The sequence below is a fragment of the Aestuariibacter sp. GS-14 genome (genome assembly GCF_006494365.1).
GTDB classification, from domain to species: Bacteria; Pseudomonadota; Gammaproteobacteria; order Enterobacterales; family Alteromonadaceae; genus Alteromonas; species Alteromonas mangrovi.
On record NZ_VHIP01000009.1, the window covers coordinates 103,117 to 125,957 of the forward strand.

Here is a 22,841-nt window from a genome sequence, read left to right on the forward strand (position 1 = left end):
AATGCGCAGATACGTGTCGCTCACCCTGCTGCTTGTATGCAGCTTACTCATGAGTGTGGCCTCAGCCAGTACGCTCATAGAAAACGTCCGCGGTTATACGCTCAACGAGAAGGGCGAACTTGTACAGTTCAAGCGGATACTCCTTAATCGTGGCAAAGTGATCAGTCTTGATCCCACGTCTGTGCCAAACAAAGCGGAAGTTATCGACGGCAGAAATGCTGTGATGTTGCCAGGGTTAATAGATGCTCACGGCCATTTACTGGGGCTGGGAGGCAATTTGCTGGAAGTGGATTTGCGCGATAGCAAAACCATGAGTCAGGCCGCAAAATGGGTAGCAGACTACGCGCTGGCGCACATGGACCAGGATTGGATAAAAGGCAGGGGCTGGAACCAGGAACTGTGGAGTGACCGCTCGTTTCCAACAGCGAAAGCACTGGATAAAGTCATTGCTCAAAAGCCTGTATGGTTAAGCCGGGTAGACGGTCACGCGGCCTGGGTAAATACCAAAGCGCTGCAACTCGCCGGTATCACACGCGACACTCAGGACCCGGTTGGTGGGCAGATCCTGCGCGATTCACAAGGCAATCCTACCGGTGTACTGATTGATAATGCCATGGACTTAGTGGCCGCTGTTATGCCTACCGAGAGTACAAGGCAATATCAGGCACAATTGAATGCGGCCGGTGAGCATTTGTTGTCCGTGGGGATCACCGCAATGCACGATGCCGGTGTGAGCCATCATGTTTACGATTTTTACCTGGCGCGCGCAGCGGCGCAAACGCTACCTGTGCGTATTTATGCGATGTTAAGTGCTACCGATCCGCAACTCGATGAAATGTTAGATACCGGCATTATTCGCAGTGCCGATGATTTTCTGTCGATTCGCTCTGTAAAAGCCTATGGTGACGGCGCGTTAGGCAGTCGCGGCGCTGCATTATTAAAGCCTTACAGTGATTCCCCCCATCAGCATGGCTTATTGCTTACTCAACCCGACGATTTCCCTAAAATATTTCAAAAGGTGCTGGGAGCAGGTTTTCAGCTGAACTTCCACGCAATAGGCGACAAAGCCAATCGTATGGTACTGGATGAGTTTGAGAAAACCTTTGCAAGTGTTGGCGGCCAATCACTCAGAAACCGCGTCGAACACGCACAGGTAATCAACGTGAACGATCTGCCCCGATTTGCAAAATTAAACGTGTTACCATCAATGCAACCCACCCACGCAACCTCTGATATGAATATGGCAGAGGCACGTATTGGGAAAGCGCGTATGGCAGGTGCCTATGCGTGGAAAACGTTGATAGACAGTGGCATACCCATGCCTCTGGGTTCAGACTTCCCGGTTGAGCTGGCGAATCCGTTTTATGGGCTGCACGCTGCTGTAACGAGACAAGACCGCAACAACCAGCCACTCAAAGGCTGGTATCCGGAACAAGCGTTAACCGTAAAGCAGGCATTTAAAGGCTTTACCCTGGATGCGGCCTACGCTGCGCATATGGAAGATGCCCTTGGCACACTAACACCAGGCAAGTGGGCGGATTTCATTTTAGTTGATCAGGATATTTTTACGGTGACGCCTCAGGACATATGGAAAACCAAGGTGATGCAAACCTGGCTGGCCGGTGAAAAAGTATTCGATGCAAATAGCCAAAATTAACTGGAGTCACGGCACAGGCTCATGCACAATGCGCTTTTTTCATTGAGAGCACAACCATGACTTTAAGTGTAAACAGCTATTTTAACGATGCCGTAAAATCCATTGCTTTCGAATCGGCTAACGGCCCATGCACCGCTGGTGTAATGTTGCCTGGTGATTATGTGTTTGGCACCAGTCAGGACGAACTGATGAAGGTAACCGAGGGTGCGTTAACCGTAAAATTGCCTGGCGAAAGCGACTGGCAAACGTTTGAAGCTGGTACCGAATTTCGCGTTGCAGCTAATCAGTCATTTGATGTGAAAGTGGCAACGACTACAGCCTACTTATGCTTCTACAGCTAGCTGAATCCCAGATTTCAATCGCAGTCTAATATGAAAACACCACGCAATTGCGTGGTGTTTCTTTAATTTCACTTTGTTTTATGCAAACAGTGATATCAATACAAGGTGCGGATCCACTTTTCTTCTGTGATAAAATTCCAGTTCCACGACTGCCACTCGTCTGGTAATCCGGCTTCAACCACCTCGTCTACCGACATCCCTTTTGCTTTTTGTGCATTCACGAAAGCCAGGGTAGCCTTCATCATGGCTAAGAAAGCCTGATAATCCTGCTTGGTAGCGAGTGGGCCATGACCGGGTATAATTTTTGTGTCTTCATCAATGCGATCAAGCAGCACCTCGACTGAACGAATATACCCGGCAACTGTGCCACCTGCTCCCAAGTCGATATAGGGGAATAACCCGTTAAAAAACAAATCGCCGGTGTGTAATACATTGGGCTGTTCAAACCACACTACACTGTCGCCATCGGTATGGCTGGCTGGCAGGTGAAACACATGCAGAGTTTCACCGTTAAAATGAATTTTCACGCCCTGTTCGTAAGTAACAACCGGCAATGCCGATGTAGCCACGGAACTATCGCTTGCCAGTCTTACACGCACGTTGTCGTGGGCGAAAATTGTTGCGCCTTTATTATCATGGAAAAACGCATTACTTCCTGTGTGATCGCCGTGAAAATGCGTATTGATAACATAACTGGGTGTATTGTTACCAAGCTCACCCAGCGCTGCAGAAATTTTAGGTGCAAGTGGGGCAAATTGATCGTCAATTATCAACACCCCATCTTCACCGGCAGACACGCCAATATTGCCACCAGCACCCGTTAGCATGTGAACCGAACCCGCCAAGTGCGCTGATTGTATTTCAACTGTTGCAAAGCGGTCATCTGCGTATAACTGTGTGGCCGCAAACGCCGCCGTTAGCGTAAAACAGCATTTAACCAATTGTTTCATTAACCATTCCTTACCTGGACCAAGTAGGTATTATATGCAACTGACTGCCAATTGGTTCACTGAAAAACGCAATTTATTGGCGCTCATAACGACACGATTTACAGCACAGCCAAACTATACCGCTATGCTGTTTTCTTCATAATGTGCGGCCTGGCCGATGTACCTGAAACGCTCAACTGAACGCCCATTCACACTCACCTGCTCAGTAAACATATCTAACGGGCGAACCCATAGTGCGCCCTCACCGTACATGGGACGATACACCACTACCTGACTTTCGTCTTCAGAGTGTCTGGCAACACCAATTACTTCGTAATTGTTCCCTTTATAATGCTGGTAAACGCCGGGTTTAATCATTTTTTGTCTCCTTTATTGGGTGGCAAAAGCGTTAAGTCCTGTTTGTCGATGTTGTCGGGAATGACGGGGTTATGGGTATGGCTATCTGGTTCGGTTAGTTTCCTCGTTAATTCACTTATGACGCATCTATTCATTCACGTAATTTACACGTAGCATTACGTTATATCGCCTTGCGCATAGTCATGCAACATAAGCCAACTTTATGGCATTTGTATGTATGAAAATGCAAGTTTAGTAGAAGATTATACTTTCTGCTAATTCTGTTCGAGCGGCAACGTTAATTGCTGCACATCTTTGGGTTCATCTAGCCCGACATGCAAACCCACCAAGCGAATTCCCCGCTCTTTAGCACGTGAATACGCTTCTTTTAACAGCGAGTGAAAGCGGCCTTTTTCCACCTCGGTATAGCGATGCTCAACGGTGGTGAGCTGGAAATCCTGGAATTTCAGTTTTACGCCCAGCGATTTTATTCGTATGGGTTTACTGGAATGGTATTTCTTTTGATGCAACGCCAGTCGGTTGCACAATGTATCGTACAAATATTCCACTACTTCCCTGCATTCAGCTTCGGTATGAATATCAGCACTCAGTGTGCGCTCTACCCCCACTGATTTACGTACCCGATCCGTTTGGACGTCTCGCTCGTCAATACCATGTGCACGTTGCCATAAAATATGCCCAAACTTACCAAATCGCTTCTGGATCTGTTCATAAGGGTATTGTCTGACATCATCACAGGTGTACAACCCCAACTGATGTAATTTTTGTAAGGTAACCTCTCCAACACCCGGTATTTTTTTTAACGGTAACCTTCGCACAAAGCTATCGAGTTGTTCGGGTGCCACAACGCAAAGTCCATTGGGCTTATTTTCGTCGCTGGCCACTTTAGCCACAAACTTACAGGGGGCCACCCCCGCCGAGGCAGTGAGATTTAATTCCTGTTGAATGCGATAACGTATCGCCTCTGCGATGCGCGTTGCACTGCCCTGATATAGCTGACTGTCGGACACATCCAGGTACGCTTCATCCAGTGATAACGGCTCTATTTTGGTTGCATAATCAGCAAATATCTCGCGAATTTTACGCGATTCTTCCTGGTACACGGCCATGCGCCCCGGTATCAGTTTGAGTTCCGGACATAACTTTAATGCGTAAGCTGACGCCATGGCAGAACGAACGCCAAACTGACGAGCCTGATAGTTACAGGTGGCAATAACGCCACGCCGGTCTGAGCTGCCACCAATGGCAATGGGCACATGCTGTAGAGCCGGATTATCCCGCATTTCCACTGCAGCATAAAAGCAGTCCATATCCACATGAATTATTTTACGCACAACCGACATACCAGCCTGAAGTAACCTAGCACCGGCACATATTAGCGCACAACTGTACATATATCCAGTCAACTGTAAAACACGTTGTTGTGGTTAATTTTCAGGCAATAGTGTATTACCTCTTCATTAGTGTGTAACATCGCAGTGTATTTTTACCAAGCATTGATTATGAAACCGGAGTCCATCGGCATTATTGTGCCTTCGTCATTCTCGCAGTATGAGCCAGGCTGGTTTATCCCCGTACCGGCACTGGCAAATTACGTTCAATGCATTTGGACCCTGCCAGTCCAGCAAGCAGGCAGTGCAATCAACGCAGAAAAACTCTATCCTGATGCGGGCGCAAGCCTGATGTTTGAGTTTTCTGGTGATACGGTAATATGTCGCTTCTGCTTTAATACCCAAACGCTTCGGCATCAATGGTCGCCTGAGGCAGAACATCTGAGTATTCGTATAAAGCCTGGCGCTATATGTGCGCTACTGGATGTTCAGTTTCTTCATTTCGCGAACGCTTCACTGCCTTTGGATGAACCCGATTTAGCTGGCATTAACAGATTATCAGACGAGTTACTCCCACAAAATCACTGGCAGCGGGTTGAAACAGTACAAACCTGGCTGATAAACCGGCTTAGTCAGCGTCAGGCAGGGATAAACGCCGGACTCGTTACTGCGTTGTCTTCCATTAATACAGCGCCTGAGCAATATGCGAATAAACTCGGTATGTCGCGGCGCACACTGGAGCGACGCATGCGCTCGCAGTTGGGAGTTTCACCTAATCAAATGCTGGATTTCCGTCGAATCAGACTTGCTCGCGAACAATTGATATCGGGTACCGAATCGTTAGCCGATATCGCATTAACTACCGGATTTTACGACCAGGCTCACTTTACCAATCTGTTTCGCGACGCCACCATGGAATCGCCGGCGCAATATCGCCGCAGAAAATTGTCGCAAATTTCCAATACCCGAATTTAAGTATTGCCTACCCTCTTATTTAATTTTCTAATCAAGAGGAGCAACACATGACCGCTCATATCACACCAGATGAAGTTTTTGAACGGTGTCCCCGCATTACCCCCCACTTACTTGGCCTGGGAAAAGTGAGTAATAACGTTGAGGTGCCGACGTTAATCCAGCACTTGGTCAAACTCAGGGTATCCCAACTCAATCATTGCGGATTTTGTCAGGTAATGCACGCGGCTGAAGCCCGAGCCGATGGAGAGTCACAAGTGCGGCTGGACGTGCTGCCAGCCTGGCGAGAAGCGCCTTGCTTTAATGCAAAAGAGCGAGCAGCGCTGGCTTGGGCTGAAGCCGTCACACTGATTGCTGCACAACCTGACGTGTCGCTTTCTTTTTCGCAGTTGACGAGTCAGTTTAATAATCAGGCTATCGTAGAACTCACTACGGTAATACTGGAGATTAACAGCTGGAATCGCATTGCTGTTGGTTTTAATTTCACACCTGAAGTGGAGGGTGTCCATGCATCAGCCTAAGAACAAGAAACTCGTCGTTGCCAGCCTGTGTTTTCTATTTGGCAGTACGTTGTTTCTGCCCCAACTGGCTATTTTTGCCACCATTGGCGTGTATTTATTTATGTTGGGGTCGCTGCTCATGTTGATTGATACGCTAACGGCCAAAGCGTAGTGTTGCTTTCACCAACATATTCGGATGCAAAGCCATTTTTTGGCTGATACTCTGTGCTTTTGGATGGTCAAAGGAAAAGTGATGAACAATAAACAAGATTGCTTTTGGGACAAGCCGGGCCCCTCCTGGTTAATTATTGCCCTGATCCTGTATTCTGTTTTGTCCTTTTCCTTAGAGACCATTCCAGATTTACCTTCTGCGTTAGTGACATTTTTACATTACTCAGAATTTGTGGTTGTGTTGGTCTTTACGCTGGAGTACGCGACACGCGTATATAAAGCAAAGCATCCATTGCGCTTTGTCTTTAGCTTTTATGGTATCATCGACCTGCTCGCCATTTTGCCGTTTTATCTTATGCTGGCAATCGACCTGAGAGCTTTGCGATTGTTCCGCCTGCTGCGGCTTGCCCGCTTGTTAAAACTTACCCGATACAGCAATGCAATCAGACGTTTCAGTCAGGCATTGTACTCGGTAAAAGAAGAACTGGTGATATTCAGTTTTGCCAGCCTGGTCATTCTGTTTTTGGCTTCTGTTGGCATTTATCATTTCGAACATGCCGCTCAGCCAGAGGTGTTCACTACGCTTTTTGACTGCATGTGGTGGGCAGCAGCAACCTTAACCACGGTCGGTTATGGCGATATTTACCCAGTAACTGTCGGCGGGAAATTGTTTACGTTTTTAGTGCTAATGCTGGGACTGGGTATGATTGCAGTGCCCACTGGGATCATTGCCACGGCGTTATCAACGGTTAGACAATCCGAGAAAAACTAGCGGATAAGTTCGTTCACTTACCCGCTGGTTAATAGCAATCTCAGATAATGCGATCTTTATCCCAGGCCTTCAGTTTTTCCTGGCGTAATGCCTCTTTTTCCTGACGGGCTTTCTTCCGGTCACACGGCTCAGGGCAATCGCAGGCTTTATCGATACCCAGTGCACCCAGGCCACCGCAACTGCCCGAAATAGTTTTCTTTTGAAGCAGGTAACCAATCGCCATGGCGACTACCATTACCAGAAAAAATACAAACGCTAATATAAACGTACTCATTCCTACTACTCTTCGTAAACCGTTACCAGCGATTCAAATGCCGGACTGCTGTATTCCACAAATCCAGTATCTTCACGCTTTACTATAAATACCGCCAGGTCGTTTTCTTCAGCTAATACGATAGCACTTTCCCATCCCATCACATTAAATGCCGTTGCCAGCCCATCCGCAGTCATTGAAGACGGGTGAATCACCGTAACCGAAACGGTATTGTGCTGTATGGGTCTGCCCGTGCGAGGATCAATCAAATGAGAGTACCGAACGCCGTTTTGTTCGTAGTAGTTGCGGTAATCACCTGATGTTGCAATTGCGTTATCGCCAATTGAAATCACCTTTTGTACTGCGCGTTCGTTCGACACAGGCTTTTCAATAGCAATGAGCCATTCACCGCCACTGCCCTTACTGCCCTTGACGCGCATTTCGCCGCCAATCTCAACCAGGTAACTGTTGATCCCCTGCGACTCTAACAGGTCAGCCACCACATCCACACCGTACCCCTTGGCAATTGTAGACAAGTCTACATATAACTGCGGGTGTGCTTTTACCAATCCGTCTTCAACTACAGTCAGCTTGTCCAAACCTGTATAAGCTCTTACCTCGTCGACTTCCTGTTGGCTGGGAATCGTTTCGGGGCGCATGGTTGGGCCAAATCCCCACAAATTTACCAAGGGCCCTACTGTAACATCCAGTACGCCATCACTTAATTCGCCTAGTCTAATCGCTTCCAGTACTACCTTGCGGGTTTCCGGCGAAATCGCAAAGGGTTGCTCAAACCGATACTGATTAAAACGCGATAACTCCGACGTGGGGTCATAAGTCGACATGAGTTTATTTACATGAACTAGTCGCTCATCGATAAGCTGTTTTACTGCTTCTTTGTCGGCACTTTCCACTTTGGGAAATTTAACGTTATACGTCGTGCCCATAGTGTTGCCGTAAATGTGTTCTATTTCTACTGGTGGGTTCGAGCACGCCACCAACAAAAACACTAACAGGCCAATCATATACCTGAACTTATTCAAACTCGCCTCCGTGATTAGGTAGACTTGTGTATCTTTACTGCACCAATTACAAACATGATCTCTAAGTAAGTAAAAAAGGGGGCTGACTGCCCCCTTTTAATGCTGAACTTAGTATTAACCGCCGAAGTCATCCAACAGGATATTTTCGTCTTCAACACCTAACTCTTTCAGCATGTTGATTACGGCTGCGTTCATCATAGGTGGTCCACACATGTAGAACTCACAGTCTTCTGGCGCAGGGTGATCTTTCAGGTAGTTTTCCAGCAATACGTTGTGGATAAACCCTTTGTAACCATCCCAGTTGTCTTCTGGCTGTGGATCAGACAGAGCAACATACCAGTTAAAGTTGTCGTTTTCTTTTGCCAGCATATCGAAATCTTCTACGTAGAACATTTCGCGCAGTGAACGGGCACCGTACCAGAAGCTGATCTTACGATCAGTTTTAATACGACGCAGCTGGTCAAAAATGTGCGAACGCATTGGCGCCATACCAGCACCACCACCAATGAAGACCATTTCGGCATTTGTTTCTTTAGCGAAGAACTCACCAAATGGACCAGAGATTGTCGCTTTGTCGCCCTTTTTAAGGCTCCAAATGTATGATGACATTTTACCAGCAGGCAGAGTAAGGTTATTAGGCGGCGGCGTAGCAATACGCACGTTCAGCATAATAATCCCTTCTTCTTCCGGGTAGTTTGCCATTGAGTAAGCGCGAATGGTTTCTTCATCTACTTTAGATTCGATGTTAAAGAAGCCAAAACGCTCCCAGTCGCCACGGTATTTCTCTGGGATATCAAAATCCTTGTACTTAACGTGGTGAGCAGGCGCTTCGATTTGAATGTAACCGCCCGCACGGAACGGTACGCTTTCGCCATTTGGAATCTTAAGCTTCAGCTCTTTAATAAAGGTGGCTTTGTTGTCGTTAGAAATAACCTCACAATCCCACTTCTTAATACCAAAGATTTCTTCTTCCAGCTCAATTTCCATGTCTTGCTTAACAGATACCTGGCAAGACAGACGGCAACCTTCACGTGCTTCACGCTTAGTGATGTGATCAAGCTCAGTTGGCAGGATTTCGCCGCCACCAGAGTGAATTTCCACACGGCACTGACCGCATGAACCACCACCACCACAGGCTGACGATACGAAGATACCCGCATTCGCCAGTGCACCCAGTAGCTTGCCACCTGGTGCAGTAGTAATGGCTTTGTTTGGATCGCCATTGATTAAAATCCTTACATCGCCAGTAGGCACCAGTTTGGATTTTGCAAACAGGATCACAAACACCAGCGCAAGAACGATTACAATGAACATTCCAACGCCAAGAAAAATTTCGATTTGATTCATAATTTCTACTCCTTAGCGTTAATTACAGCTGAACGCCAGTGAAGGACTGGAAGCCCAGTGCCATCAGGCCAGCAATCATGAACACAGAACCCAGGCCGCGGATACCGTTTGGCATATCAGCGTACTTCAGCTTTTCACGCACTGCTGCAAGCAATACGATAGCCAGAGCCCAACCCATACCACTACCGATACCGTATACAATACTCTCTGTGAAGTTGTATTCACGTTGTACTGCAAACGACACGCCACCGAAGATGGCGCAGTTAACGGTAATCAGAGGCAGGAAGATACCCAGTGCGTTGTAAAGCGCCGGGAAGAACTTATCCAGGCTCATTTCCAGAATCTGTACCAGTGCTGCAATTACACCGATAAAGGTAAGGAAGTTCAGGAAGCTCAGGTCGGCATCAGGGAAACCGGCCCACGCCAGCGCGCCTGGAGCAAGGATGTTTACGTAGATGATTTGGTTAGCAGGTACAGAAATACCCAGTACCACGACTACGGCAATACCCAGACCCATGGCCGTTTTAACTTTCTTTGATACCGCCAGGAACGTACACATCCCCAAGAACAAAGACAGCGCCATGTTTTCGATAAAGATCGAGCGAACAAATAATGATAAATAATGTTCCACAAATTACTCCTTAGGCTCGACTTGATCCGGACGGAAGGTACGCAGTACCCAGATCAGACCGCCGATCAGGAAGAATGAACTGAATGGCAGGATTAACAGACCATTCGCTTGATACCAGCCGCCGTTCTGAACCAGAGGCAGGATTTCAAAGCCAAGGATAGTACCGAAACCGAACAACTCTTTAATGATACCAACAATGATCAGCACACATGAGTAGCCCAATCCATTACCAATACCGTCCAGGAAGCTCATCAGAGGTGGACTCTTCATGGCGTATGCTTCCGCACGGCCCATTACGATACAGTTGGTGATAATCAATCCAACGAATACCGACAGCTGCTTGGAGATCTCGTACGAGTACGCCTTCAGAATTTGGTCAACAACGATTACCAGCGAGGCGATAATGGTCATCTGAATGATGATACGCACACTGCTGGGGATCTGATTTCGAATAATCGAAATAAACAGGTTTGAAAACGCGGTAACGCTGGTCAGTGCCAGTGACATTACCAGTGCCGTTTCCAGCTTGGTAGTAATTGCCAGTGCAGAACAAATACCCAGGATTTGTAATGCAATTGGGTTACTGTCTAAGATCGGTCCAAAGAGGACCTTTTTCATTTCTTTAGAATCAGCCATGATAATAACCCCTTACGAACGCCAGGCTTGTTTTTTCAGGAAAGGACCAAAGCCGTTGTCACCTACCCAGTACTGAACCGTGTTGTTCACACCGTTACTGGTTAAGGTTGCACCAGACAGTGCATCAACCGCATATGGGTTTTCGTCGCCAGCGGCTTTTTTCACTTCAATGGCTACTTCGCCATCTTTGTATAGCTGCTTGCCGTCCCACTTAGCCTGCCAAGCCGGGTTTTGTACTTCACCACCCAGTCCTGGCGTTTCTTTTTGCTGATAGTAAATCAGTTCACGTACTGTTTCGCCGTCTGCATCCAGTGCCAGGAAACCGTACATCAGATCCCACAAACCACTGCCATGTACTGGCAGAATTACGCGGGTAACAGCACCAGCAGTGTCGTGAACCAGATAAACAGGCGCAACGTCAGCGCGACGCTGAAAACCAACATTACCTACAACCTTTACGCTGGTTGAAGGCTCTTTGGCGGCCTTGTACATATCGTAGTCTGCCGATGGCGCGTCTACGAATTCACCACTGCTCAGGTCAACGAATTTTTGCTCTACAAACTTACTGTAGGTGCCCTGAATGTCGCCGTTTGCTTCGCTCAGCAGACCCGCAGCCTGCAGAATGTTAGACATCTGGTCTTTCTTAGCATTGCTTTGCTGAATGTCACGCAGACCTACAGCCGCGCCCGATACAATAATTGAGCAAACTAAACACACTGCCAGAACAACGCCGACTGTTTTTCCAAAAGTTTCTTTTTTAGCCGACACGAGCTATCCTCCGCTTGATATTGCTTTGAGCGACAAAGTAGTCGAACAGGGGTGCCCACAGGTTAGCAAACAGAATTGCCAACATTACACCTTCAGGGAACGCAGGGTTCAGTACGCGAATCAGTACGGTCATAAAGCCGATAAAGAAACCGTATGCCCATTTGCCCTGGTTCGTAAATGACGCAGACACTGGGTCGGTTGCCATAAAGAACATACCAAACGCCAGACCACCCACTACAAAGTGCCAGTGTGCTGGCATAGCAAACATTGGGTTCGTGTCGCTACCAATCAGATTAAGCAGTGTGGCGAAGAAGGCCACGCCTAACGCTACGCCCGCTACGATGCGCCAGCTGGCGATTCGCATGTAGATGATGAACAGGCCACCCAGCATAATTGCCAGTGCAGACACTTCACCCGCAGAACCAGGGATAAGACCCAGGAAGTGGTTCATCCACAAGTCTGAGTTGCTGTAATCCAGTCCACCGTTTGCGCCCTGGCTCAGAGACGTGGCACCAGAATAACCATCAGCGGCTACCCAAACGCGGTCACCCGAGATTTGTGCAGGGTAAGCAAAGTACAGGAATGCACGGCCAGATAGAGCTGGGTTGAGGAAGTTACGGCCAGTACCGCCAAAGATTTCTTTCGCGATTACCACACCGAACGTAATACCCAGCGCAACCTGCCACAATGGAATAGTAGCTGGTAGCGTTAATGCAAACAGTACAGACGTTACGAAGAAGCCTTCGTTCACTTCGTGCTTACGTACTGACGCAAACAAGACTTCCCAGAAACCACCCACGATGAAAGTCACCGCGTAAATTGGCAGCCAGAAGCACGCGCCGTAGAACATCAGGCCCAGTGTGCCTGCGTTGGTAATGTCGCCGCCTAATGCCGTAAACAGGCCTGCCTGCCACGTATCAGGTAAGGTACCCGCGCCCGCAGCAATTGCGTCCTGCGCCTGGAAACCAATGTTGTACATCCCAAAGAACATAGCTGGGAATGTTGCCATCCACACCATGATCATGATGCGTTTTAAGTCGATACTGTCACGTACGTGAGTACCCACTTTGTTTACCTTACCCGGGGTATAGAAGATGGTCGCAGCGGCTTCATACAGCGCGTACCACTTTTCGTATTTACCACCTGGTTCGAAGTTCGGTTCGATCTTCTCTAAATACGCTTTTAAGCCCATGAATTAACCCTCTTTCTCGATAGTGGCCAAACAGTTGCGCAGAATCGGACCGTAAGTGTATTTGCCTGGGCACACATAGGTACACAACGCCAAATCTTCTTCGTCCAATTCCAGACAACCCAACGTCTGAGCACTGTCTGTATCACCAGAAATCAAATCACGCAGTAACAGCGTGGGAAGGATATCCAGAGGCATAACGCGTTCGTAATTACCAATTGGTACCATGGAGCGTTCTGAACCGTTTGTGGTTGTTGTCATATCAAACTGCTTGCTACCACTGAAGTGACCAGTGTAAGCACGCGTGATTGAGTGTTTGTCAGAACCTGGAGTAATCCAGCCAAACAGTACCTTTTCACGGCCTTCTTTCAGCAACGAAACCTGAGTGTGGAAACGTCCAAGGAAACCGTAAACACCTTGTGCGGTAGTACCATTCAGTACTGAACCAGACACGATGCGAACTTCACCGTCGGCAACTTCACCAGCAGTAAGTTCAGCCAGATCAGCACCTATTACAGTGCGAACCAAGCGAGGATTTTTAGCCGCAGGACCGCCTAGCGCAACAACACGGCTGTTGTCTAACTCGCCAGACGTAATTGTTGCACCAATGGCAATAACGTCCTGGTAGTTAACAGACCATACTGTTTTCTTAGCGCCTACCGGATCAAGGTAGTGAATGTGCGTACCAGCCAGACCGGCTGGGTGCGGGCCGTCAAATTCAGCTACATCGGTACCGCTGTCACCAGCCGACACTGTGCTGCCTGCCTTCTTGCACACATACACTTTGCCGCCAGACAGCACTTTCAGTGCTTTTAATCCGTTTGCGAAGTCGTCCTGACGTTCAGCAATAACAACCGCCGGGTCGGCAGCTAATGGATTGGTATCAATAGCGGTAACAAAGATAGAACTTGGCGTTGAACCAAGCTTTGGTGATTTACTGAAAGGACGCGTGCGCAATGCTGACCACAAACCGCTGTCGTTTAACAGCTGTTCAATGGTTTCACGGCTACTGCCAGCAATCTTATCAGCAGCAATAGCAGTGAAAGCTTCTGCTTCATTGCCTTCCGCTTTAACCACAACAGATTGCAGAACTCGTTTAGCACCACGGTTTACTTCTACCACTTCACCTGCAACCGGAGCAGTGAATTTCACACCAGGATTTTTCTTATCTTCGAAAAGAACCTGGCCTTTTTTCACCTTATCTCCAACCTGCACGTGCATGGTAGGACGCATACCCACATATTCTTCTCCCAAAATGGCAGCACGCGTCACAGACAGTCCATCCTGGATCTGTTGTGTCGGCGCTCCCGATATAGGGAGGTCGAGACCTTTTTTGATTTTTATCATACGTAATCGCACTACTCTAATAGAAATACCCTTTTGAATAGACAGTATCTTTACCGGAGAAGTAAAAATACGATTCAAAAACGTACTATGCTCACCCTACTGTACTATTGAAGGTCGTAACAAACCCTCAAAGCTCTTGTTCACTTCGCAATCAAGCTGATCTTTTATAGTTAGAATTTGCCAGTGTTAACAATTTTATTGTTGTTATTAGCGCATGGTTTTAACGCCTGTTAACTAGGCGAACGAGAAGATCTGAAAAGCTCCTCTACTTAATTTCGGAATTTTAGCATCATCCTTACAAGTTGCGCTACGCAATTCGCAGATTATGCACTATTTTTATCGGATTAAACTGTACAATCAACCTACCACCTTGGTCGTAAATTAAACCACACGGTCAAACTTCCGGCAAAATCACGGCAATTCCAGCATAAAGCAAACAAATAAGCCGTCATAAAGACGGCTTATATTAGTTATACAATGGTTTTACCAATTTACCATCGGATCGACATCGGCATCGTAATCCACACCGTTAACGTCAAAACCAAATAATCGCAGGAATTCATGGTGGTACCCGGCGTAGTCACTCAACTCATGGAAGTTGTCCTGAGTTACCTGATCCCACAGCCCTTTGATCACAGCCTGTGTAGCATCATTCGTTTCCTTGCCATCCATGCGGTAACGGTTTTGCGCATCCAGCACAGGCTCACTGCCGTACAGGCAGTCTTTGTACAAACCAGCGATTTGCTCAATACAGCCTTCATGTGTGCCTTCGTTTTTCATCACGCGATACAGCAAAGAGATGTATAGCGGCATAACCGGAATGGCAGAACTGGCTTGTGTTACCAGTGCTTTTAACGACGATACATGCGCCTCTGCTTTCAGTACCGATAACTTGCTATTGATTGCACTCGCTGCGCGATCCAGATCTTCTTTCGCTTTACCAATGGTTGCCTGACCGTAAATGGGCCAGGTGAGCTCTTTACCAATGTAAGTGTATGCTGTGGTTTTACAGCCTTCCGCCAATACACCGGCTTCAGCCAGCGCGTCCAGCCACAATTCCCAGTCTTCACCACCCATTACCTTAACGGTATTAAAGATTTCCTCTTCATTGGCTGGTTCAAGGCTCACATCGTGAACCAGATCTTTGTCGGTATCATAGGTTTTAGTGGTGTATGCCTGACCCACAGGTTTCAGCGTAGACTTATATACTTCGCCGCTTACCGGGTCGGTACGACGAGGTGCCGCCAAACTGTAGATCACTAAATCCACCTGACCTAAGTCAGCTTTGATTTTGTCGATCACTTCCTGCTTCATGTCTGCAGAAAACGCATCGCCATTAAGGGTTTCAGCATATAAGCCAGCTGCTTTTGCTTTGTTGTGAAAAGCGGCGGTGTTGTACCAGCCCGCTGTACCGGTTTTGCGATCGCTGGGTTCTTTTTCGAAACACACGCCCAGCGTTGCCGCACCATAGCCAAATGCCGAAGTAATACGCGACGCCAGACCATATCCGGTAGAACAACCCAGAACCAGTACCTTTTTAGGCCCCTGACCTAAGTCACCAAGCCCTTGAATATAATCGATTTGTTCTGACACAACTGCTGCACAACCCACTGGGTGCGCATTTGTACAAATAAAGCCACGTATTTTGGGCTGAATAACCATAGTCACACTATCCTTTATAATTTTAGCGCGTATTGTAATAAACCACCGGATGATAACAACTCTGAGCAGCTATCACCCGGTTTATATAACAATCTGATTAGCGATTGTTGTAATACGCTTGTTCTGACATGCCGTGGAATTTTTTCGCGCCGGCAAAGAAAGACTGGTAAGCATCGTAAATTCGTTTGAAGTCCGGATCAGCTTCCGCCTGCTCTGTCATCACTTTTGCAGACGCATTGCGCAGTGCCTCAAGCACATCCTGTGGTAATTCGCGTGCCGTTACACCATGTTCGTTAATGAGTTTGTTCATGGCAGCATTATTGCGCGCCGTGTATTCGTCGAGCATGTCCTGGTTAGCAGCGCGCATGGCTACTTTTACAATAGCTTGTAAATCAGCAGGCAAACTGTTCAGCGCTTGCTCGTTCACCAAAAACTCTAATTGGGTACCTGGCTCGTGCCAACCGCTGGTGTAATAGTAATCGGCAGCCCGGAATAACCCAAATGCCAGATCGTTGTAGGGGCCCACCCATTCAGTGGCATCAATGGCACCGGTTTGCAATGACGTAAAGATTTCACCACCGGTTAGCGTAACTGGAATGCCGCCCACGGCTTTGAGTACTTCACCGCCCAGGCCGGGAATACGCATTTTCAGCCCCTGAAAATCCTGCAAGCTGTTAATTTCTTTTTTAAACCAACCCGCCATTTGCACGCCGGTATTGCCGCCGGCAAACGGCACTACCCCAAACGGTTTATACAGCTCCTGCCACAATTCCAAACCGCCACCGTAGTGTAACCACCCATTCATTTCCTGGGCATTCATACCAAACGGAATCGCCGAAAATATTGGCGCAGCAGGCATTTTGCCCTTCCAGTAATAGGCGCCGGCATGCCCCATTTCCGCTGTGCCCTGAGCAACGGCGTCAAACACTTCAAAACCAGGCACCAGTTCACCGGCACCAAATACTTTTACGGTTAAGCGGCCACCCGACATTTCATTCACGTACCCGGCAAAGGTTTCCGGTGCCTGGCCTAACCCCGGAAAATTCTTCGGCCACGAGGTAACTAACTTCCATTCATAGGTTTGTTGCGGCGCAGCCTGCGCCACGCTGGTATCTGACTTGGCGTTGTCCTGGCAACCGCTCAGGCCTAACGCCATGCCCAGTCCCAGTGCTGCCAATAGTATTTTTTTCATTATTGTATCCTTAGCTGTAGAGCGTTTCAGGCAACCAGGTGGCCAGCTCAGGCCAAATGGCTAACCCTATTAATAGCACAATCTGAATAATGATGAAGGGAACAACACCACGATAGATATCAGACGTTAGTATGGCAGGCGGCGCGACCCCACGAAGATAAAACAACGCAAAACCAAATGGCGGGGTTAAAAATGAGGTTTGCAGGTTGAGCGCCAGCATGATCCCCAGCCATACAGGATCGACGCCCATCGCAAGCAGAACCGGCGCAACGATGGGCACCACTACAAACGTGATCTCAATAAAATCCAGAATAAAGCCCAGCGCGAACACCACCAGCATCACCACAAACATGGCGCCAAACACGCCACCCGGCAATTCAGTAAGGAAACCATGGATCAACTCTTCGCCACCAAAACCACGGAATACCAGTGAAAATACCGATGCGCCAATCAGGATCATAAACACCATGGCTGTCATTCGCGTGGTATCCATAGTGACGACTTTTAACTGCGCCAACGACAGTTGTTTCTTAAAGGCTGCCAGGATGATAGCGCCCGCTGCGCCAACACCCGCCGCTTCGGTGGGGGTGGCAAAGCCGCCCAAAATTGCCCCCAATACCACTACTATCAGCATTAATGGCGGAATTAATGCCGCCAGCAAGCTCTGTGATTGTTCAGACTGCCCTTGCGCTTCTGCTTTTTCGTCACTGACTTCGTTTCCTGACTGACCCGACTTCATGCCCACAATCATTACGTAAATTAAGTACAGCACTACCAGTAATAAGCCCGGCACTATGGCCCCTACGAACAGGTCACCCACCGATACTGAGTCTGGCGAAAAGATCCCCATGGATAATTGTGCTTTCTGATACGCACTCGACAACACGTCGCCTAGCAGAATAAGTGCAATCGACGGGGGTATGATTTGCCCAAGTGTACCCGTTGCGCAAATAGCGCCGGTTGCGAAGGCCGGTGAATAACCGCGCTTGAGCATGGAAGGCAGCGATAATAACCCCATGGTAACTACCGTTGCGCCCACAATTCCGGTACTCGCGGCCAGTAGCATCCCCACCAGCACCACCGACACGGCCATACCACTGCGGTATTTACCCAGCAATGATGCCATGGCCACCAGCAGCGACTCAGCTACCTTAGACTTTTCCAGCATTACCCCCATAAAAACAAACAAGGGAACGGCAATCAGGGTTTCGTTCGACACAATACCAAACAGGCGGTTTGGCATGGCTGTGAGGTAAGACGCGTCAAATCCACCGGCAACAGAGCCAATGGCTGCAAAGATCAGCGATACCCCAGCAAGCGTAAGCGCCACCGGATAACCCAATAACAACACTGCGCATACGCAGGCAAACAGAACTAATGCCAGCCATTCCATGCTATTCGGCCTCCCTGCTACAGCGCCAGCCTATAAAGCTTCGGCACAACTCACTGACCCCCTGTAATAGCAAAATACCAATGCCTATTGGGATCAGGGACTTCAGCACAAACACCAGCGGTAAGCCCCCTGGTTCCTTGGACGATTCTAACAACGCCCACGAGTCAGCCGCATAGGGCACTGAGTAATACAGTAAAAAACAACACACAGGAATGAGCAGTACCAGCGTTCCCCAGAAATTTACCCGGGCTTGTTGGCGTTCAGAGAAGCGGCGATAAAATACATCTACCCGCACATGTCCGTCGCACTGCAAGGTATAACCGAGTGCCAGTAAAAACACCGCAGCATGCAGGTAAGTAACAGACTCCTGCAGTGCAATCCAGCCCAACTGAAAACCATAGCGGAATATAACAATAAGCAGCATTACCGCCACCATTACCAGCGACAGTGCACTGCAGAGCACACAAATACGGCGGCTGAAAGTATCGATTGCCCGAATGACGGGCTCAAGCGTTGTGGAAGAAATGGCCATAACGAATAATCACGCAACAATTGAAAAAAACTTGTTAATAGTGGGCTAGACTAAAGCTATTTGGCTTCTTTGCCAACGGCTTATGGCAAGTCGCGTGGATATTTAGTGGGTTTTGTGAAAACCAAGGCTGAACAGACTGACAACAGTATGTGCCGGGGATAGGATTAGCGGGCAGAAAATAATGTTGCGCAAAGCCCGCTATAACGAGCGGGCTGGCAACAAGCACCTGATGCTGGCTGTAGCCTGAATCAGGCTAGCCAATGGATAGCCAATGGATAGCCAATGGCTAGCATTTAAGCAACGATGTCTAACAACTCAACATCAAATACCAGTGTGCTGTAAGGTGCAATCGCACCACCTGCACCTTGCTCACCGTAAGCCAGGTTGTGCGGCACGTATAAACGCCACTTCGAACCTACAGGCATCATTTGCAATGCTTCAGTCCAACCTTTGATTACGCCACCTACCGGGAACTCAGCAGGCTGACCGCGATCATAAGAGCTGTCGAAAACAGAGCCGTTGATCAGCGTACCATGGTAATGCGTGCGTACTGTGCTGCTTGCGGTTGGCTTAGCACCGTCACCGGCGGTCAGTACTTCGTACTGCAGGCCAGAACCGGTTACTACTACGCCTTCGCGCTTGGCGTTATCAGCCAGGAAGCTTTCACCCTCAGCAATAGCTTCTTTATGCTTTTCGGCTTTAGCGGCCTGCATTCGCTGATGAATAGCCCCAAATGCATCGCGCAGTGTATCGTTGTCTACCTGTGGCGCCTGGCCGGTAAACGCATCTTTTAAGCCGGCTACTACTGAATCCAGGTCAAGGCCTTCAAACGGATTCGATTGCAATTGCTGGCCCATTTGAAAACCAATTCCATAGCTGGCCTGGGTTTCTACTGTCTTAAATTGATCTGACACAGTCACTCCTGAAAGTAAATTACATAAAACGCGTAAATTTCAAACAATTTATGAAATATTCTGAAAAATTATAACACGTTCATTTTCATCGGGACGACAGTGTAACACACCCTTGCCCTGCCTGCCCGTGCCTTTGATTTAGTGAGCCTAAACGGTGCGTCGCTGTGGCATTTTATGCAAAATGTGATTAGACAAGCGCCCGCGGAAACAGTAATGTTATCGGCATTGTTATAGGGAGGGCACCATGCAATCACATTACGATGCACAGTTAAAAGACACTGTACGTTATTTAGGAAAGACCTTAGGCGAAACCATCAAGGCGCAACTGGGCACCGATTGGTTGGCTAAGATTGAAAAGATCCGCCTCGATGGCCGCGCGTCATACAAAGGCGACAACGATTGTAGTACAAGTCTGAAAGAAACTTTCAGAACCATGTCAGACAGCGAGTTACTGGTTGTTGCCCGTGCCTTCGCACAATTTTTGAATCTGGGTAACATTGCCGAACAGGAATACAATGCCGGTCTTAACGTAGAAGCCTCCATAGACTCCTTGTTTGCGCATCTGGACAAAGCAGAACTGTCTGCGCTGGAAGTAGAGCAAGCGGTTGCCAAACTGGATATTGATCTGGTGCTTACCGCTCACCCAACCGAAGTATTCCGTCGCACGCTGATTCACAAGCACAAAGAACTGGCGATTTGCTTAAAGAGTATTCACCACGAAGAACTTACAGATGCCGAGCGCAAACGCTTAGAGATTCGCATTGCCGATTTAATCAGTCAGGCCTGGCACACCGAAGAAATCCGTTCTGTGCGCCCAACGCCAGTCGACGAAGCGCGCTGGGGATTCTCGGTGATTGAAAATTCCCTGTGGGAAGCTGTGCCAGAGTTTCTGCGCGATTTAGACGAGCGCTTACAACAAGATTACAACGTTAGATTGCCGATTGACGCAGCACCTATCCATTTTAGTTCATGGATGGGCGGCGACCGCGACGGCAACCCGTTTGTAACCGCCAAGGTTACCGAAGAAGTATTGTTGCTGGCACGTCGTCGCGCAGCAAAATTGTTAACTATCGATCTCGATCGCTTACAGGTTGAATTGTCGATGAACGCGTGCAATGGCAAACTCAAGGCCGCCGTTGGTGAGCAATTAGAGCCTTACCGCGCGATTTTGCGCCCACTGGTAAAGCGCTGCGCTGATACACGCGATGGTATCTCCGACTTCTTTAATGGTCGCCCTTACGATTCAAGCGCATGGCTTCAGGACAACGATGAATTACTTGAGCCGCTAATGCTGTGTTATCAGTCGTTGTGCGAAAGCGGCCTGGAAGGGACTGCCAACGGCTATTTATTAGACACCATCCGCCGGGTTAAGTGTTTTGGTATTCATTTGCTGCGTCTGGATGTGCGCCAGGACTCACAGCGCCATGCCGATGTGCTGGCAGAAGTTACCCGTTATTTGGGACTGGGCGATTACGGACAGTGGAGCGAAGCCGACAAGCAATCTTTCCTGCTGCGTGAATTGAGTTCAAAACGTCCATTATTTCCACGTAACTGGCAGCCTTCTGCAGACGTACAGGAAGTGCTGGATACCTGTAAGGTTATCGCTAACCACAGCCGCCATGGCTTCGGTATTTATATCATTTCGATGGCAAGCGAAGCCTCTGATGTGATGGCCGTACAACTCCTGTTGCAGGAAATGGGCGTTGACTGGCCGATGCCGGTAGCGCCATTGTTCGAAACGCTGGACGACCTGAACAACTCCCCTACCGTTATGCGCAAGCTACTAAGCGTTGACTGGTATCGGGGTTACATTCAGGGTAAACAGTTTGTGATGATTGGTTACTCCGACTCAGCCAAAGATGCCGGTGCTATTGCTGCGGGCTGGGCTCAGTACGAGTCTCAGGAAGCACTGGTAGCGCTGGCAGAAGAGTTTGACGTTACGTTAACGCTATTCCACGGTCGCGGTGGTACAATCGGCCGTGGTGGTTTGCCTGCCCACGCTGCTATTCATTCGCAACCTCCTGGTTCATTGGACGGCGGTTTCCGTGTGACTGAGCAGGGTGAAACCATTCGCTATAAGTTTGGTATGCCATTGCTTGCCAAGCGCAGCCTGGGTATCTACACCAGTGCGATTATTGAAGCCATGCTGTTCCCGCCACCGGCACCTAAAGACGAATGGCGTCAGCTTATGAAAGACATGGCTGCCAAAGGCCGTGACTTCTACCGTGGCGTGGTGCGTCAGGATCCAGAGTTTGTACCTTACTTCCGTGTTGCGACACCAGAACAGGAACTGGGTAAGCTGCCACTGGGTAGTCGCCCGGCTAAGCGCAAACCGACTGGCGGCATTGAAAGCCTGCGCGCGATTCCTTGGATTTTTGCCTGGGCACAAACCCGTTTGGTTCTGCCTGCATGGTTGGGCAGTATGCGTGCCATTGATGCAGTAAGAAAAGAGGGTAACGAAGACACCCTGAAAGAAATGCTGCAAAACTGGCCATTCTTCAAGTCGCGTTTATCCATGTTGGACATGGTGTTCCAAAAAGCGGATCCGCGCATTAGTGAAGAATACGATAGTCGCTTAGTGCCCAGCGAACTCAAGCATTTTGGTGAAGCGCTGCGCGCTGAGCTAAAAGAATCGATTGCACTGCTGCTGGAAATTACCGGTCAGAAAACCATTATGGAATCAGACCCTACTGGGCGCGAGTCTATGAATATCCGCGCAGCGTACTTAGAACCACTGCATTATTTGCAAATTGAGCTGCTGTCGCGCATTCGTCAGTTAGCCGAAGATGAGCACGATGCCAATCTGGATAAAGCAATGATGGTTGCCATCAGTGGCATTGCGATAGGGATGCGAAACACAGGTTGATCTGTGTTTTCTTGGCT

General features: G+C 48.5%; 23 protein-coding genes. 7 read left to right on the forward strand and 16 right to left on the reverse strand.

Annotation, left to right across the window (positions count from 1 at the left end):
- Window position 1: 1 nt before the first annotated feature.
- Together FJ444_RS14880 and FJ444_RS14885 are read left to right on the forward strand one after the other, a co-directional pair.
- Window positions 2-1,657 (forward strand): amidohydrolase, encoded by a 1,656-nt coding sequence (locus tag FJ444_RS14880; RefSeq protein ID WP_140959482.1) that lies wholly within the window; start codon window positions 2-4, stop codon window positions 1,655-1,657.
- 56 nt (window positions 1,658-1,713) lie between these two features.
- Complete coding sequence (locus FJ444_RS14885) at window positions 1,714-1,998, forward strand: pyrimidine/purine nucleoside phosphorylase (RefSeq protein ID WP_140959484.1); 285 nt, start codon at window positions 1,714-1,716, stop codon at window positions 1,996-1,998.
- A gap of 95 nt (window positions 1,999-2,093) precedes the next feature.
- On the opposite strand, the gene FJ444_RS14890 is transcribed toward FJ444_RS14885, so the two are convergent.
- From FJ444_RS14890 to dinB, 3 genes are all read right to left on the reverse strand, one after another.
- Complete coding sequence (locus FJ444_RS14890; RefSeq protein WP_140959486.1) at window positions 2,094-2,948, reverse strand: MBL fold metallo-hydrolase; 855 nt, start codon at window positions 2,946-2,948, stop codon at window positions 2,094-2,096.
- A 114-nt stretch (window positions 2,949-3,062) separates the two neighbouring features.
- Window positions 3,063-3,305, reverse strand: a complete 243-nt coding sequence (locus FJ444_RS14895; protein ID WP_140959488.1) for a DUF1653 domain-containing protein — start codon at window positions 3,303-3,305, stop codon at window positions 3,063-3,065.
- Window positions 3,306-3,559: 254 nt separating this feature from the next.
- Window positions 3,560-4,639, reverse strand: a complete 1,080-nt coding sequence (dinB, locus tag FJ444_RS14900; RefSeq protein ID WP_140959490.1) for a DNA polymerase IV — start codon at window positions 4,637-4,639, stop codon at window positions 3,560-3,562.
- Window positions 4,640-4,807: 168 nt separating this feature from the next.
- Between dinB and FJ444_RS14905 the strand changes: the two genes are divergently transcribed.
- From FJ444_RS14905 to FJ444_RS14920, 4 genes are all read left to right on the forward strand, one after another.
- Window positions 4,808-5,611, forward strand: a complete 804-nt coding sequence (locus tag FJ444_RS14905) for a helix-turn-helix domain-containing protein (RefSeq protein WP_140959492.1) — start codon at window positions 4,808-4,810, stop codon at window positions 5,609-5,611.
- A gap of 47 nt (window positions 5,612-5,658) precedes the next feature.
- The gene (locus FJ444_RS14910; protein ID WP_140959494.1) at window positions 5,659-6,129 is read left to right on the forward strand and encodes a carboxymuconolactone decarboxylase family protein; all 471 of its coding nucleotides are present in this window, start codon (window positions 5,659-5,661) and stop codon (window positions 6,127-6,129) included.
- A complete protein-coding gene (locus FJ444_RS14915; protein ID WP_140959496.1) occupies window positions 6,116-6,280 on the forward strand; it encodes a YrhK family protein in 165 nt (54 codons plus the stop codon). Before FJ444_RS14910 ends, FJ444_RS14915 begins: the two co-directional genes overlap by 14 nt.
- Before the next feature lie 81 nt (window positions 6,281-6,361).
- Window positions 6,362-7,051 carry an ion transporter gene (locus FJ444_RS14920; protein WP_140959498.1) on the forward strand — a complete coding sequence of 230 codons (690 nt, stop codon included), beginning with the start codon at window positions 6,362-6,364 and terminating at the stop codon, window positions 7,049-7,051.
- A gap of 40 nt (window positions 7,052-7,091) precedes the next feature.
- Here the strand turns inward: FJ444_RS14920 and nqrM are convergent, their stop codons facing one another.
- The 13 genes from nqrM to FJ444_RS14985 form a co-directional block, all read right to left on the reverse strand.
- On the reverse strand, window positions 7,092-7,325 hold the full coding sequence (gene nqrM, locus FJ444_RS14925) for a (Na+)-NQR maturation NqrM (protein WP_140959500.1): 234 nt from the start codon (window positions 7,323-7,325) through the stop codon (window positions 7,092-7,094).
- A gap of 5 nt (window positions 7,326-7,330) precedes the next feature.
- A complete protein-coding gene (locus tag FJ444_RS14930) occupies window positions 7,331-8,329 on the reverse strand; it encodes an FAD:protein FMN transferase (protein ID WP_140959636.1) in 999 nt (332 codons plus the stop codon).
- A 132-nt stretch (window positions 8,330-8,461) separates the two neighbouring features.
- Entirely contained in the window at window positions 8,462-9,694 is a 1,233-nt protein-coding gene (gene nqrF, locus FJ444_RS14935) for an NADH:ubiquinone reductase (Na(+)-transporting) subunit F (RefSeq protein WP_140959502.1), read from the reverse strand.
- Between the two features lie 22 nt (window positions 9,695-9,716).
- The gene (gene nqrE, locus FJ444_RS14940; protein ID WP_140959504.1) at window positions 9,717-10,325 is read right to left on the reverse strand and encodes an NADH:ubiquinone reductase (Na(+)-transporting) subunit E; all 609 of its coding nucleotides are present in this window, start codon (window positions 10,323-10,325) and stop codon (window positions 9,717-9,719) included.
- A gap of 3 nt (window positions 10,326-10,328) precedes the next feature.
- On the reverse strand, window positions 10,329-10,961 hold the full coding sequence (locus FJ444_RS14945; RefSeq protein ID WP_140959506.1) for an NADH:ubiquinone reductase (Na(+)-transporting) subunit D: 633 nt from the start codon (window positions 10,959-10,961) through the stop codon (window positions 10,329-10,331).
- Between the two features lie 12 nt (window positions 10,962-10,973).
- Window positions 10,974-11,729 (reverse strand): Na(+)-translocating NADH-quinone reductase subunit C, encoded by a 756-nt coding sequence (locus FJ444_RS14950; protein ID WP_140959508.1) that lies wholly within the window; start codon window positions 11,727-11,729, stop codon window positions 10,974-10,976.
- The gene (locus FJ444_RS14955) at window positions 11,719-12,921 is read right to left on the reverse strand and encodes an NADH:ubiquinone reductase (Na(+)-transporting) subunit B (RefSeq protein ID WP_140959510.1); all 1,203 of its coding nucleotides are present in this window, start codon (window positions 12,919-12,921) and stop codon (window positions 11,719-11,721) included. Before FJ444_RS14955 ends, FJ444_RS14950 begins: the two co-directional genes overlap by 11 nt.
- Window positions 12,922-12,924: 3 nt before the next feature.
- Window positions 12,925-14,265, reverse strand: coding sequence for a Na(+)-translocating NADH-quinone reductase subunit A (locus tag FJ444_RS14960; protein ID WP_140959512.1), 1,341 nt, complete (start codon window positions 14,263-14,265; stop codon window positions 12,925-12,927).
- A gap of 483 nt (window positions 14,266-14,748) precedes the next feature.
- Window positions 14,749-15,927: an enoyl-ACP reductase FabV gene (fabV, locus tag FJ444_RS14965; protein ID WP_140959514.1), complete on the reverse strand. Its 1,179-nt coding sequence runs from the start codon at window positions 15,925-15,927 to the stop codon at window positions 14,749-14,751.
- Between the two features lie 97 nt (window positions 15,928-16,024).
- On the reverse strand, window positions 16,025-17,119 hold the full coding sequence (locus FJ444_RS14970; RefSeq protein WP_140959516.1) for a TRAP transporter substrate-binding protein: 1,095 nt from the start codon (window positions 17,117-17,119) through the stop codon (window positions 16,025-16,027).
- Between the two features lie 10 nt (window positions 17,120-17,129).
- Window positions 17,130-18,512 (reverse strand): TRAP transporter large permease subunit, encoded by a 1,383-nt coding sequence (locus FJ444_RS14975; protein ID WP_140959518.1) that lies wholly within the window; start codon window positions 18,510-18,512, stop codon window positions 17,130-17,132.
- A gap of 1 nt (window position 18,513) precedes the next feature.
- Window positions 18,514-19,044: a TRAP transporter small permease subunit gene (locus tag FJ444_RS14980; RefSeq protein ID WP_140959520.1), complete on the reverse strand. Its 531-nt coding sequence runs from the start codon at window positions 19,042-19,044 to the stop codon at window positions 18,514-18,516.
- A gap of 293 nt (window positions 19,045-19,337) precedes the next feature.
- Complete coding sequence (locus FJ444_RS14985) at window positions 19,338-19,958, reverse strand: FKBP-type peptidyl-prolyl cis-trans isomerase (protein ID WP_140959522.1); 621 nt, start codon at window positions 19,956-19,958, stop codon at window positions 19,338-19,340.
- A 244-nt stretch (window positions 19,959-20,202) separates the two neighbouring features.
- On the opposite strand from FJ444_RS14985, the gene ppc reads away from it, so the two are divergent.
- Entirely contained in the window at window positions 20,203-22,824 is a 2,622-nt protein-coding gene (gene ppc, locus FJ444_RS14990) for a phosphoenolpyruvate carboxylase (protein WP_140959524.1), read from the forward strand.
- The last annotated feature ends 17 nt before the right edge of the window (window positions 22,825-22,841 follow it).

Excerpts from the sequence above, each read along its gene's own strand:
- FJ444_RS14880 (WP_140959482.1), top strand. The coding sequence starts at position 2 with ATGCGCAGATACGTGTCGCTCACCCTGCTGCTTGTATGCAGCTTACTC.
- FJ444_RS14885 (WP_140959484.1), top strand. The coding sequence starts at position 1,714 with ATGACTTTAAGTGTAAACAGCTATTTTAACGATGCCGTAAAATCCATT.
- FJ444_RS14890 (WP_140959486.1), bottom strand. The coding sequence starts at position 2,948 with ATGAAACAATTGGTTAAATGCTGTTTTACGCTAACGGCGGCGTTTGCG.
- FJ444_RS14895 (WP_140959488.1), bottom strand. The coding sequence starts at position 3,305 with ATGATTAAACCCGGCGTTTACCAGCATTATAAAGGGAACAATTACGAA.
- FJ444_RS14905 (WP_140959492.1), top strand. The coding sequence starts at position 4,808 with ATGAAACCGGAGTCCATCGGCATTATTGTGCCTTCGTCATTCTCGCAG.
- FJ444_RS14910 (WP_140959494.1), top strand. The coding sequence starts at position 5,659 with ATGACCGCTCATATCACACCAGATGAAGTTTTTGAACGGTGTCCCCGC.
- FJ444_RS14915 (WP_140959496.1), top strand. The coding sequence starts at position 6,116 with ATGCATCAGCCTAAGAACAAGAAACTCGTCGTTGCCAGCCTGTGTTTT.
- FJ444_RS14920 (WP_140959498.1), top strand. The coding sequence starts at position 6,362 with ATGAACAATAAACAAGATTGCTTTTGGGACAAGCCGGGCCCCTCCTGG.
- nqrM (WP_140959500.1), bottom strand. The coding sequence starts at position 7,325 with ATGAGTACGTTTATATTAGCGTTTGTATTTTTTCTGGTAATGGTAGTC.
- FJ444_RS14930 (WP_140959636.1), bottom strand. The coding sequence starts at position 8,329 with ATGATTGGCCTGTTAGTGTTTTTGTTGGTGGCGTGCTCGAACCCACCA.
- nqrF (WP_140959502.1), bottom strand. The coding sequence starts at position 9,694 with ATGAATCAAATCGAAATTTTTCTTGGCGTTGGAATGTTCATTGTAATC.
- FJ444_RS14945 (WP_140959506.1), bottom strand. The coding sequence starts at position 10,961 with ATGGCTGATTCTAAAGAAATGAAAAAGGTCCTCTTTGGACCGATCTTA.
- FJ444_RS14955 (WP_140959510.1), bottom strand. The coding sequence starts at position 12,921 with ATGGGCTTAAAAGCGTATTTAGAGAAGATCGAACCGAACTTCGAACCA.
- FJ444_RS14960 (WP_140959512.1), bottom strand. The coding sequence starts at position 14,265 with ATGATAAAAATCAAAAAAGGTCTCGACCTCCCTATATCGGGAGCGCCG.
- fabV (WP_140959514.1), bottom strand. The coding sequence starts at position 15,927 with ATGGTTATTCAGCCCAAAATACGTGGCTTTATTTGTACAAATGCGCAC.
- FJ444_RS14970 (WP_140959516.1), bottom strand. The coding sequence starts at position 17,119 with ATGAAAAAAATACTATTGGCAGCACTGGGACTGGGCATGGCGTTAGGC.
- FJ444_RS14975 (WP_140959518.1), bottom strand. The coding sequence starts at position 18,512 with ATGGAATGGCTGGCATTAGTTCTGTTTGCCTGCGTATGCGCAGTGTTG.
- FJ444_RS14980 (WP_140959520.1), bottom strand. The coding sequence starts at position 19,044 with ATGGCCATTTCTTCCACAACGCTTGAGCCCGTCATTCGGGCAATCGAT.
- ppc (WP_140959524.1), top strand. The coding sequence starts at position 20,203 with ATGCAATCACATTACGATGCACAGTTAAAAGACACTGTACGTTATTTA.